Origin of the sequence: Spiroplasma endosymbiont of Cantharis rufa (assembly GCF_964019665.1) — a bacterium.
Classification (GTDB): Bacteria; Bacillota_I; Bacilli_A; order Mycoplasmatales; family Mycoplasmataceae; genus Spiroplasma_A.
In genome coordinates this window covers 449,822-462,824 of sequence record NZ_OZ026459.1, presented here as the reverse complement: position 1 = coordinate 462,824, position 13,003 = coordinate 449,822, and the positions used below count along the sequence as shown (strand labels likewise).

General features: G+C 25.0%; 13 protein-coding genes and 1 tRNA gene. 1 reads left to right on the top strand and 13 read right to left on the bottom strand.

Going from position 1 to position 13,003, the window contains the following annotated elements; genetic code table 4:
* Position 1: 1 nt before the first annotated feature.
* The 8 genes from AACL15_RS02090 to rdgB all read right to left on the bottom strand — a co-directional run bounded on the left by AACL15_RS02090 (position 2) and on the right by rdgB (position 8,561).
* Positions 2–1,321 carry an SGNH/GDSL hydrolase family protein gene (locus AACL15_RS02090; RefSeq protein ID WP_339034846.1) on the bottom strand — a complete coding sequence of 440 codons (1,320 nt, stop codon included), beginning with the start codon at positions 1,319–1,321 and terminating at the stop codon, positions 2–4.
* Positions 1,322–2,218, bottom strand: a complete 897-nt coding sequence (locus AACL15_RS02085) for a hypothetical protein (protein ID WP_339034844.1) — start codon at positions 2,216–2,218, stop codon at positions 1,322–1,324. It abuts the gene before it with no gap.
* A 105-nt stretch (positions 2,219–2,323) separates the two neighbouring features.
* Positions 2,324–2,686, bottom strand: coding sequence for a PCC domain-containing protein (locus tag AACL15_RS02080; protein WP_339034842.1), 363 nt, complete (start codon positions 2,684–2,686; stop codon positions 2,324–2,326).
* A 16-nt stretch (positions 2,687–2,702) separates the two neighbouring features.
* Positions 2,703–4,370, bottom strand: coding sequence for a hypothetical protein (locus AACL15_RS02075; RefSeq protein ID WP_339034840.1), 1,668 nt, complete (start codon positions 4,368–4,370; stop codon positions 2,703–2,705).
* An 18-nt stretch (positions 4,371–4,388) separates the two neighbouring features.
* Positions 4,389–5,954: an AAA family ATPase gene (locus AACL15_RS02070; protein WP_339034838.1), complete on the bottom strand. Its 1,566-nt coding sequence runs from the start codon at positions 5,952–5,954 to the stop codon at positions 4,389–4,391.
* A gap of 63 nt (positions 5,955–6,017) precedes the next feature.
* A complete protein-coding gene (locus AACL15_RS02065; RefSeq protein WP_339034836.1) occupies positions 6,018–7,385 on the bottom strand; it encodes a DEAD/DEAH box helicase in 1,368 nt (455 codons plus the stop codon).
* A 39-nt stretch (positions 7,386–7,424) separates the two neighbouring features.
* Positions 7,425–7,943 carry a tRNA (cytidine(34)-2'-O)-methyltransferase gene (locus tag AACL15_RS02060; RefSeq protein WP_339034834.1) on the bottom strand — a complete coding sequence of 173 codons (519 nt, stop codon included), beginning with the start codon at positions 7,941–7,943 and terminating at the stop codon, positions 7,425–7,427.
* Between the two features lie 12 nt (positions 7,944–7,955).
* Complete coding sequence (gene rdgB, locus AACL15_RS02055) at positions 7,956–8,561, bottom strand: RdgB/HAM1 family non-canonical purine NTP pyrophosphatase (protein ID WP_339034832.1); 606 nt, start codon at positions 8,559–8,561, stop codon at positions 7,956–7,958.
* 64 nt (positions 8,562–8,625) lie between these two features.
* Between rdgB and AACL15_RS02050 the strand changes: the two genes are divergently transcribed.
* Positions 8,626–9,417: a phosphotransferase family protein gene (locus AACL15_RS02050; RefSeq protein ID WP_339034830.1), complete on the top strand. Its 792-nt coding sequence runs from the start codon at positions 8,626–8,628 to the stop codon at positions 9,415–9,417.
* Here the strand turns inward: AACL15_RS02050 and AACL15_RS02045 are convergent.
* The 5 genes from AACL15_RS02045 to AACL15_RS02025 all read right to left on the bottom strand — a co-directional run bounded on the left by AACL15_RS02045 (position 9,414) and on the right by AACL15_RS02025 (position 12,935).
* On the bottom strand, positions 9,414–10,121 hold the full coding sequence (locus tag AACL15_RS02045) for a DxFTY motif-containing membrane protein (protein WP_339034828.1): 708 nt from the start codon (positions 10,119–10,121) through the stop codon (positions 9,414–9,416). The genes AACL15_RS02050 and AACL15_RS02045 overlap by 4 nt on opposite strands.
* Positions 10,122–10,192: 71 nt before the next feature.
* Positions 10,193–10,266, bottom strand: a tRNA-Gly gene (locus tag AACL15_RS02040).
* A gap of 87 nt (positions 10,267–10,353) precedes the next feature.
* Positions 10,354–11,106, bottom strand: a complete 753-nt coding sequence (locus tag AACL15_RS02035) for a hypothetical protein (protein WP_339034826.1) — start codon at positions 11,104–11,106, stop codon at positions 10,354–10,356.
* Positions 11,107–11,141: 35 nt separating this feature from the next.
* Complete coding sequence (gene miaA, locus AACL15_RS02030; protein WP_339034825.1) at positions 11,142–12,062, bottom strand: tRNA (adenosine(37)-N6)-dimethylallyltransferase MiaA; 921 nt, start codon at positions 12,060–12,062, stop codon at positions 11,142–11,144.
* Positions 12,063–12,257: 195 nt separating this feature from the next.
* The gene (locus AACL15_RS02025; RefSeq protein ID WP_339034823.1) at positions 12,258–12,935 is read right to left on the bottom strand and encodes a hypothetical protein; all 678 of its coding nucleotides are present in this window, start codon (positions 12,933–12,935) and stop codon (positions 12,258–12,260) included.
* Between the last annotated feature and the right edge of the window lie 68 nt (positions 12,936–13,003).

Genomic DNA, 13,003 nt, shown 5'->3' with positions numbered 1-13,003 from the left:
ATTATTTAAACTCCTTTAAGACAATTTCTTTCATAATTTCTGAGACATATTCATGAACCAGTTTGGTTGGGTGAACAATATCAGTAAAAAAATATGAAGTCATTATTTTATCTCTTTTTTTTAAATCATCTCCTCATAAATTTTCACTTAAAGGTTGGCCTATAACTTTAACGTCCAATTTAGTTTTTTTAAATGTATTATTAATTTTAATTATTTCAATATAATTTTTAAAATTAATTTTTAAAATGTCCCTAAAATTAAAAGTTTTTTTACCATTAACCTCTATTATATTTTTTTCAGAAAATCCTGATCAAGTATTATATTCGTTTTCAATTTGATTACTAATAGTTTCTCCATATCCTTTAATAATATTTGAAAAATCATTCTCTCCTTCATATAGTGAAGTATAAAATAAATTTCCAGAATAATAGTTATTTACTTCATTAATTAATTTATTTATTTTTATTTCATATTCTTTACCAAGATCAATAATATCTTGTTTTTCTTCTCTATTAATATATCTAGGGACAATATCCATAATTGGAGGTCCCATAAATAAAATGTTTTTTATACCATTATTTAAAAGTGTAAATAATGTTGCTCTAATACTTTTAATAGATTCATTCATATATTCTATTACAAATTTATCATTTTGATTATCTTGACTTTGAATTAAAGAAAACATATCATTACCTCCAATTTCAAAAAAAACTAAATCATTTGCTCCAATTTTTTGCTGTTTAACTAATGCTCTTGCTTGTTCTTCTGTACTAAAATCATTAATAATAATTCCATTTACAAGTTCTGATGATTTTCCAGCTGTTGCACCACCAACAGAGTAATTTTTGCCATAACCTTCTTTTGGATTACTTAATTTTGAATATTTATTACTAGGTTTCATTGCTCCAAAATTTAACTTTTCAGATAATAGATAACCTGTAGTCTTTCCATTACTAAAAGCACTATTATAAACACCATCTTCTTCAAAACCATATGCGCCTCCAAGTGTTAAATTGAAATCAACATATTGATCCAATGATGTATTTACTACAAATTTATCTTTAACATAGGTTGTTAAACCGTTAACATCGCTCAAAGAGTCGCCTACTATAAAATAGTTGGTAAAACCAAAATGATCATTTGGATTTAAACTAGTATCAATAGCTTGACTTTTATCAATATCCAAACCAATTTTTAAAGGACTTGTTTTAATGATGTTTGGTTGCTTTGGCATGCAAGAAACTGTTGAAGTAACTATTGATATTAAAAAGCTAAAGACAGTTAATACTGATAATAATTTTTTCATATTATTTTCTTTCATTTATTTTTCTCATTTCTTCTTTAAAATTAAAAATATACCTATTCCACAAGGAATAACTAAGATATTTAAAAATATTAATACAGCACTGAATCTTAAAAAAATTAAGGATGCTGTAAAATTTGGTAACTTCAAGTCATCTACTGTAACATATCTAATATTTTGATTTTTATTTAAACTTTTATCTACAAAAGGATTTGTTAATTTAAGCGCAAAATTAATAGAATCAATTTGAGTATTTAAAAATCATACTTTGTTATTTACAATTTTTGTTCCAATAGAATGTTTAACTTTTATACCATTTAATCCTGGTCCACTATATTGCATTTGTTCATCATAATCAGTTTGATTAAGAACTGTTTGTTGTTTCAAAGACATTTCATATGTATTTTTTGAAAAGATTTCTTTCAAACCACCACTTTTAAATATTCATTGAATTCCGGTGTTAACAAAACCAAAAGATTGAAATTCCTCAGCTACACTCTTATCAAATTCAATAAAATTTAATCCAATATCATATAAATCTATTTGTTCTTTATTTTCTACTTTTTTTGCTCAATTATTTTTATACCATTCATCAGAGTAGTTTGAATATTTTAAGTAGAACTGTTGTTTTTCTTGTGAATCTTCAAAATTTATTGTTGATAATGCATCTGCTTTAAATGAAGATTTAATAACGTGTTCCATCATTTCTTCATATAAGGGATGATTTGGGTCAAAAACAAATTTATTTTTAGGCATTATTCTTTTAATTTGTTTTTCAACGCTGTTAATAAAGGTTAAGGACTCAATACCCATTCCTGGTACTGTCATAATAATTGTTAATATTGGAAAGAAAGTTATTAAAGATAATATTAATATTAATATTATCTTGTTATACTTACTTTTAACATTTTTCATATTATTCTCCTTTCTATTGTTTAAATTATATAGATTTTATATTATTATTTTAGCTGAGCTAAAATAATTTTATAAATAAAAATAAAAATAAAAATAAAACAGATTTTACTCTGTTTTATATATTTCTAAAATTATATTGAATGAGTTAGCTACAATTCCACTGATCAATCTACCCTGATGTCTCTCAAATTTATCATCAACAGAGCTAACCATTATTGTTGATTCACGATTATCAACCATACCATTTAAATTTGTAACAGTAATAAGTCCCTCTTTTAATAATTTTGATAAGAAAAATGGATCGATTTGAGAAAGTACACCATATTCTAATCTTTTTAAATAACCATATCCTGTAATTTTTGCATCTATAAGTTTATATTCTCTTATTATGTTTTGAATTTGTTGGTCAATATCTTCACCATTCTCCAAAAAAATAACTAATAAATTTGATTTTTCTTTTACTAACATTATTGTATCCCTCTCCTTATTGATTAACTTGCTGTTTTTTATTTTCCAATTCCTTTAATTTTTGTTTTTGTTTTATAAGTTTTTTCGCTTTTGGATCATCTAAATGTTTTTCTCTAAAGCGCTTTTTATCTCTAATTGTATTTAAATTATTAATTTGCTCGCTGCGATATGCAACTTCTTCATCTTTTAATTCTCTTAAGTCTCTCAAAGTTTCATTTAATGACTTAACAATTTGATTTGTGGCAAAAGGATCATTTGGATCATAATACATAATATTATCAAATATTTCTTGTGTTTCAACATTTGGCATTGTTCCTACTATTAGAGAGTGAAATCTATTATAATTTTCCTTTAAATCTGCAATTTTTGCTCTTGTTGAATTTGGAAGAGTTTCCATCATAAAATCTGAAATAAATAATAAATCAGCTCTTTTAAAATCTTCTGAATGCATTTTTTCTATAATTTTTTCGAAGGCCGGTTTAGCATTAGTTTTACCATAAAAAGATTTTGCTAAAAACTCTAGCATTTTTTGAATATTTACATTTTTACCATTAATGGTAAATTCTTCAACATGTTGATTTGCAAAGTTTACAAAGACTAAATCTCTATACTCTTTTAAAGCAACTTTAGATATGGCAATTGATAATGCTTTTGCAATATATTCACCAGCACCTTCCATAGAACTTGAAGTATCAATACAAATTATAAATTTTCCTTGTTCTAATGGTATTGGTGCTTCATATTCTACTTCTTCAATTTCATGTTCAATTACTTTTTCATTTGATTCAAATAAAAAAGTTTGAAGTTGTGATTCTACAAATTTCTTATAAAATATAATTTCTAATTCCTCATCAAATAGACTTGCAAATTCCATCGGAAGTAATCTTTCAAGATCTTTTGAAACAGTTAATCCTACAATTTCTTCTGGATTATATGGTAATTTAACTTCTGTGGGATATGTAACAACTTGCTCTGTTATATTTATTTCCATTAAATCATCTTCACCATTTAAACGCCCTAGCATCTCAGCTATCATTAAAATTGAAGGATCTTTATATAAGAAGTCTGCAAATCTAGCTATTGATTCAATATTTTGATTTCTCAGTTCATCTTCAATATTGGCTACTTTTCCAAAAACATCATACATTGTTTTATAAATTTTTGCATATTTTCCATAATTTTTTATTATTGAATATATTTCAACTAAATAGTTATATCTTAAGTCCTCTACAGCTTTCATTCTATAGTCAACAATTCTCTTTGTTAACATAAAAGTTCAAGTTCTAAAAAACTCAGTTAATCAATCTCTACCTTTTAACTCTAAATATCCATTATCAATTTTTCAACTCATTGTATCAATGTATGTTGAAAAAGGAGAATCAAACTCTACTAATTTATTTTGAATTAGTCTTAAATTCTGAGCAAAACTTACTTCATCATAATATTCAGAAATATAATTATAATAGATTATTTCTTTTCTGATTGGTTCAGGAAGTTTTATTTGTCGTATTGTAGACAAATTTGAAGCTGAATAAAAATTATTAATTTTATCATCTAATTGTTCAGCTGCATATTCATGATTTTTTTTAAATGTTAAAAATTCACTATTATGAATATCTTTTCGTCTAAGTTTTTCAATCTCTTTTTTGATTTCACTTACTGGTTTTTCTAAGTCAAATTTCATAATAGTTTCCTTCTTTACTTAAATTTCTAATTTAAAGTCTAAATCATCAATTGGGTTTTTTACATTATCATTTTTTTCGTTTAATTTAACTTGCTTTTCTAATTCAGCTTCTTGTTCCAATTGTTTTTTAGTTTTTGCATCGAATGCTTGTGCAATTTTTTCATCATAAATTTCTTCAAAGAAAATGCAATTCATATTCATATATTTTTTATACTCTTTAAACATTTTTGCTGACAATGCTTTATATTTAGTTTCAAGTTCAACAATATTATCAGCTAAATTATTCATTTGTTGATTAAATTCATTTGGACTTTCATTTTGTAATAAATATTTTTTGTTTTCATTTACAAAAAGAATTTGATCTGCTTTATAAGCTTTAACCAATGTTTTTTGACTTCCTGAATATTTATTTAAATTTACTCCAAAATGTAAATCAATTTCAAATGACTCATTTGTTAAATTTCGTATTTTATTTCAATCAGCTGCAGATATAAAACAAATTTTATAGCTATCTCCACCATCTGTAAAATTAATAAAATAGTATGTTCCATTAATTGCACCTTTAAACGGATCAGTATATGGTGTTAATCTTAAAAATTGTGCCTCAACTTGACCAATTTGTGAGTTTACTAAATCAATTTGATTCATTAAATTTTTCTTTTCATTTCTTCATTCTAAACCAAATTGTTCCAAAAATGTATTAAAGAAAATTTCAGAATATTGCTTTTCTTGTTCTTCGTTATCTCAAATACAGTATGGAATTACAAATAAATCAGCAATATCAGTTTCTGATCTTCCATTATAAAATGCACTTGTTTTCATTAAACCTGATATTTTTTTTCAACGTCTATCAGAAATATAAGCTTCTCCATTTGTTTCTTTTAATATTTTTTTTCTAAAATAATGAATAAAGTCTAAAGTTTTTCTACTTATTTTTACTTGTTTTGATTGTTTTTTTCAAATTTCCAATTCTTGAATTGTAAGTTGAAGTTTTGGATCTACATCAACATCCAGTGATGATTCACCATCTAAAAGTTGCTCAAAATTATTATCACTTTTTAAACCTTCGGCTATAAATCTAATAATAAAACGGTCAAATAAAGCTTCCAATCCTTCACCTTCTGCAGGTAACTCATTTGAAGCTGAAATTAATAGTTTTAATGGAACTTTTATATCTGTTCCACCATTTCGAAAAAGCTTTTCATTAATAATTGTCAATAATGTATTTTGAATACTTGGTCCAGCTTTTCAAATTTCATCTAAAAAACCAACATTTGAAGCAGGTAGATAATTTTCAACAACTCTAACATATTTACCTTCTTTTAGTAATCTTAAATCAATTGGTCCATATATTTCTTCAGGAGTTGAAAACTTACTCATTAAGTATTCAAAATTAGTACCACCCTTAATTGCAAACTTTAATCTACGTGAGATTAATGATTTAGCAATACCTGGTTTACCTAAAAGGAAAATTGACTCTTCGCCTAAAAGAGCTAACATTGCTAATCTAAATATTGTTTCTTTTTCATAAACTTGAAATGAAATTGCTGTTATTAATTTTTTAATTCTTTCTGTAATATCCATAAAATTTCCCTCTAATACTTATTATTATAAAACATTAAGCCTCCTTTTAAAAGAGTTGTTGGCTTAATTCTCAAATAATTCTTCTCTACGTTTTTTATACTTATCTTTTTTAATTTTTGCTATTGACTCTTTAATATGCTTTCTTCTAATATCTTTTTTAAGTTTATCTACTTCAGCTTTTCTACGTTTTTTATATCCAGGTTTTACTTTTTGACCCTTATATTTATCAATGATTTTTTTAGTTTCAACATTTACTGGTAAATTTGCATTAAATTCTTTCTTCTTTTTTACAGTATTAATTTCAATTAATTGATTATTTGCCAATTTAAAGTTAGAAAATGAAATACCTTTTGACTTTAGTTCATCAATTTGATGTTGATTTGTTGAATTAAATAAAACATAACTTTGGCCAGAATATTGATTTCTTCCAGTTCTGCCACTTCTGTGAATATAATAATCTAAGTCTTTTGGCAGGTCAACTGAAATAATATGACTTACTCCATCAATATCAATTCCTCTTGCCGCTACATCTGAAGCAACAATTCATTTAAAATCTCCATTTTGAATTCTCTTTTGCATATTTGTTCTTTGTCTTGAGTCTAAATCGCCATGTAATTCACCCACATTTTTAATGCCAAATTCATTTAGTCAAGAGATAATCTCTTTTATTTGATCTTTTTTATTTAAGAAAATCATACAAACATAAGGATTAATTTCACTTACAATTGTTCTAAGAACTTCCTTATTTTCCTTATTTTTTGTTCAAACTAGAACATGCTCAATATTTTTATTAGTTGGATTTGAATCCTTATTTTCTATAAAAATAGATTTTGATAAATATTTTTGTAAAAAAGGTCTTAACCCATTATTAATTGTTGCAGAAAATAAAGAAACGTTTACATCCTTATTAATTTTTGAAAGCATAAAGTCTACTTCTTCAATAAAACCAAGATCAAAAATCATATCACATTCATCAATTACTACATATTTTGCAGTAGTAATAAATAAATTACCTTCTTCGTACATTTTTTTTAGTCTTGTTGGTGTTCCAATTACAACAGTTGGTTGTTTTGTTTTAACATTTTGAATTGATTTTTCAATATCATCTCCACCAACAAATAACCCAACTGTTCCCTTATCATTTAACTTTAAAATATCTTTAGTATTTTCATAAATTTGTCTAGCAAGTTCTCTTGTTGGAGTTACTATTAAGCATTGAATTTTATTTTTTTCATCATATGCAATATTATTTAATATAGGCAATAAGAAAGAATGTGTTTTTCCAGTTCCTGTGTGCGACTGAGCAATAACTGATCTATGTTTCTTTATAAGTGGAATAACTTTCTCTTGAATTTTAGTTGGATAGACAAATCCAATTTCTTCTAAAGCATCATTAATAAATTTTTTAAAACCAAAATCTGAAAATTTCATATTATTTCACCTATTTCATACAACATATATTATATATTATTAATCTATATCTAGATAGTCCTCTCCCTTTTCAACTTCAACTTTTGACAGATCTAAATAATCTCATTGTCTTAAAACTTCATAAGTGGCAATTCCCACAGAGTTGGCAATATTAAGACTTCTTCCTGAACATACCATAGGAATTCTAAAACATTTTTCAATATTATCCTTTAAAATTTTTTTTGGAATACCTGTTGATTCTTTTCCAAACATAATAAACACTTCATTATTAATTTTGCTAAATTGAAAATCACTAATTGGTTTTTTACCATATCTAGTCATGCAAAATATATTAGCATTTGGATTGCAATTTATGAAGTCATTTCAGTCATCATATCTCACATATTCACAACCCTCAAAATTATTAGCACTACTTCTTGCAAAATTTCTTTTATCGAAAATAAAACCAAATGGTTCAATTAAATGTAGTTTTGAATTTGTAAGTGCGCAAGTCCTCATTATAGCTCCAACATTATCAGCAATTTCTGGTTGAAACAATACTATATTAATTCTTCTCATTTTTTGTCCTCCTTAAAAATAGTTATTCCTTTTTAAAAATTCTTTTAATAAAGTTATTGAACGATTACGATGTGATATAGAGTTTTTTTCTTCTTTGGTCATTTGAGCAAAAGTTTTATCAAAATTATCTGGTTTAAAAATTCTGTCATATGCAAAACCATTTTCTCCAATTTGACTGTCAACAATAACTCCTTTTACTATTCCTGTAAATACTTGCTGAACACCCTTATTCTTGTCAATTAGGGCAATTGAAGATGTAAAAAATGCTTTTCTATCTTCGCTTTTCATTAAATTTTTCACCTTTAACTTTTGCAATAATAAATCATTTATTTTTATTCAATCTGTTTCTGGTTTAGCTCATCTTGCTGAATAAATTCCAGGAAAGTTATCTAAGCATTTAATACTTAGTCCTGAATCATCTGCAACAACTACTCCTTCAACTATCTGTGATAATGTCTTAGCTTTAAATAAAGCATTTTTTTCAAATGTTGGTTCATCTTCAGGTATATCAATTAAATCAGAAAGATCATTTAACGATTTAATTTCCATTTCAGGAATCATTTCTTTAATCTCTTTAATTTTATTAGAATTTTGTGAAGCAAATCATAAAACGTTCATATAAATAACTCCTTTTAATTTCTAATTAATATTATAATAATAATAGCAATAAGGAGTGAAATAAATGAAATTTAATGGTTATACAAACAAAGTAACCCTAGAAAATGATATTTTGAAAAAAGAGTCAATACCTTTTCATGATATTTATTTAGATAAAAAAAATGAATATAATTTTTTGCAACAATTAAAGAAAACTGAGCAAGATGTATTATTAACTCCATTAAAATTTTATTGAAAAGATAATAAATTATTTTCTGAATATAAATTTTTAAGCAATTATCAAACTCTTAAAGATATTACAATAACTAAGGAAATAATTAATAATGTAACTAATTTAATAATAAAACTTCATAAGCTTAATTCAAAAGAATTTAAAATAAATAAATTTAATTATCATGAATTTTTAAAAATTTTTAAAAATAACATTGATAATCCATTAACTGATTTTGAACCATATTTTAAGGAAATAAATAACTATATTGATAAATTTGATAAGTTAAAATTGGTTTTAAGTCATAATGACTTAGTGCCTGGAAATATTTTAATAAATAAAAATGAGATGATTTTAATTGATTACGACTATATTTCCTTAAATAATAAGTTCTTTGATATAGCAAGTTTTATCAGTGAAACTTTAAATGATGATGAAGAACTAATTAACTACTTTATAAAGCAATGTATTAAAGAAAAGTTAATAGATATTAACGAAATTGAAACTTTGAATTTAATGATTAAATACCAAGACCTTTTATGAACATTATGATCAAATTTTATGTTTGAAAAAGAGAAGCAAAAGATTTTTAAAGATATTTTTGATCATAAATTAGAAAGATTAAAAAACAGAAAGATATACTAATCTTTCTGTTTTTTTTGTCTTTGCTTTTCTTCTTTTTGATCTAATTTTTTTATTTTTTGCTTCATTTTGAAATTTCTTTTTAATTCTTGTTCTTGTAGCTCTTTTGTTATTTTTTTATCTAATTCTATTTTAAAATTCTTTAATTCTTCTATCTTGTTTTGATTTTTAATTAAATAACTTTGATATCTTTGAGCCTTTAATAATTTATTACTCGGTATAATTTCACCTTTTTTATAAGCTTCTAACACCCTTTCATAATCTTCTATTTTTTTGTTTTCCTTATTTCTAAATAAAACACTTATAAAAACAAAAAATGGAGTTCCAATTATAACAATAGCAACTATACAAATAAATCTAACAAATATTCAGATACCTGAAGTATTCATAAAACTACCAAATAAAATTAATATAATTAATGTCAAAGTAATTAAGGAACTAAAAGTGAACATATCCGCTTCATGAAATTTAAACTTATAAAATAAATACGTTATCAAAAAGCTGTATAAAAAGTACCCAGTACAAATTAGTGAAACATAACCTACATTTGGATATGGCAACTTATTTGTAAGAGAAAAAGTAAAGTCAAATCCAACACAAAATCAAATAGTTAAACCTGGAATTATTGACTCTATAACTAAGAAAAATAAACTCTTAAAAAATGGAGTCCTTGATTCATTAAAATTTTTAATTTTATTATTTAGCATTGAGTTACTCCTTTAGTAATTATTATAAATATAAAATAAAAAAATCCCTAAAGGGATTTGAATTTTCATAATGGAGCGGGTGAAGGGAATCGAACCCTCACAGTCAGCTTGGAAGGCTGAAGTTCTACCATTAAACTACACCCGCGTATTAATTACATTAATGAATATATATAATTACTGCGCAGATGTCAATACTTTTAAAATATTTTTTACAGTTTAAGATTTTATATTTTTAACTTATTTTTTCACTTAATGAAAAGAACAATGAAATTAATGCATAACATCTATACTTATAAAAGAAATTATTATCTTGAAAGTTAATTAACATGTGTTTCTGTTCTTTTATCTCTGGTAGCTCTGATATATTACTTGGAGTAGTTATAATAAAAATTTCATTTTTAGCTTTTATTAAATACTCCAAAGCAATTACTGTAGTATCAGTGTCTCTTCCAGTTAAAAGAATAACAACTAATTCATTATGAAACTCTAAGTGTTTCCCAACTTCTAAATTTATAGAAATATCAATTATTTTACTTTGAATTCCGACATTTGTTAAAACATCTTCTAAAAATTTAGCTGAATACATCGATTGATATGATGGACATATTCAAACTTTCCTTCTTTCATTTATTTTATTAGCTAAGTCATATAAGAAACCATCATTTTCCGTAACTCAGTTATTTATGACAGCTCTCATTCCTGTCATATCAGCCTCATTAGGTTGATCTGCTCTTATTTTATTTTGCATAACATTTTCATATTCTACTTTTAATCTAATTGATAATTCTTTATATCCTTCACAATAGCAAGCCTTTGCAAATTGTGTAGCCGTAGCTAAAGAAACAAAACACATTTTGCTAATTTCACTTTGACTTTTAAAGATTCCAACAGATCAATCTGCTAGAATTTGTTTTCCAATTAATTTAAAAGTAGTATTTTTATTGTCCTTAATTAAGTTCTCTACTCTTTCGTAAACAGACAACATTATTAAGTCTCCTAACTTGTTATTCAATTTTTATGTTAAGGATTTGATTTGATATATTCAATAATCTGATTTGATATGCTTTCAAAATTTTTATAATCATGTTCAAATCATTTAACATTATTTAATTGATTTTTGAATCAAGTTAACTGCCTTCTTGCATAATGCCTATTATTTTGTTGCATTAGTTCGATACATTTATCATAATCAATTTCTTTTTCAAAAAATTTTATGATTTCTGGACCTCCAATGCATTTTAAAGATTGGGCTCTTTTGTCAAAATTATTAGCTTTATAAGCCAATTGTATTTCTTCAAATAAACCTTTTTCTATTAAGCTAAGTACCCTATTATTTATTTTACTATATAATTCCTCTCTTTGAGCAGATATTCCAATAATTAATAAATTATTATAAAAATACCTTTTATTGTTCTTTATTAGTTTAGTCTTTGTAATACCAGTTAATTCAATAATTTCTAAGGCTCTAATCAACCTATATCTATTGTTTAAATGAATTTTTTTAGCTTCTAAACTATCTTTTAAATTTAAAGTATCTCATATTTCTTGATTTGATTTATTATCATATTTTTTTGAATAATCTTCAATATGATCATCACTACTAAAGTTATAATCCATTATAACTGAATTAATATAAAGTCCTGTTCCGCCAATAAGTATTGGTGTCTTCTTATTTTCCAATATTTCTGCAATTTTTTTTCTTGCATCTCTTTGAAAATCAGCCACTGAATAACTATCATTAACTTCTTTTATAGATAGTAAATGATGTTTAATTCCTTGCATTTCATGAGTTGTTATCTTATTTGTTGCTATATCTGTTCCTTTAAAAATTTGGGTGGAATCCGCATTTATACATTCTCCATTAAATTCCTTTGCAATTTTAATTGATAGGTCTGTTTTACCAGTTGCTGTAGCACCAACGATAACTATTATTTTATTCATAATTGTGCCAACCTTTCAAAAAATGACAAAAAAAAATATTCCCACCCGCTATCAAATGCATGAGAAAGGAAATACTTATTTATTGAGCGGTCTTTAATATCTCACGCAAACATAAAGAATAACAAATATTCTTGGCGTCCCTAAGGACATAATAATTATATAATAAAAAAACCTTACATAAATAAGGTTTTTTTATTATTTTTTTCCTACAGCTGTTCTAATTTTAATATTTACTTTTCTTGGTTCAACTATTGAAGGTTGGAATAAAACAGTTTTTCTTGTTTTTCCTAGTTGATTACCAGCAATTTTTACTTCCTTTTTCTGATTAAAAAGACCTGAAATATCTCTTCCACCAGTAACTACAGCTACTCAATTTTCGTTTAATTTACGTTTAACTTTTGCATTTAATCAATGTAAAGCAACAACGTTATTTACATCATCTCTTTCACCATCTTGATCAATTAAACAATAAACTCAACCGAATTCTGATGCTTGTCCATATTCGCTAACTTTAATAATTGCACCAGCTATATCTTGTCTATAAATAGATGAATTTGTTGCTGAAACTGGATCTGATTTCTCTCAAATAAATTTTTGTTGTCCATCAGTTAATTTGATGTCTTTATTTATAATTTTCTCTGGTTTTGGATCTGAAACTTTTTTTCTTGTTTGAATATGTTCAGGTCTCATTTTATTTGAAGCAGCTCTTTTAACAGCTGTTGTTTTAGGTTTCTTTGCAGTTGTGCTTTTTGCAATTAATGATTTAGTTGTTGATTTTTTAGCAGTTGTTGATTTTTTTACTGCTACTTTTTTAGCACTTGTTGCTTTTTTAGCACTTGTACTTTTTCCTGTTGTTGATTTTGCAGTTGCCATATAGTAACACCGTCTTTCTAATAAAAATACTAAATTTTGATAATAAAAATCATATTTTTATTATCAAA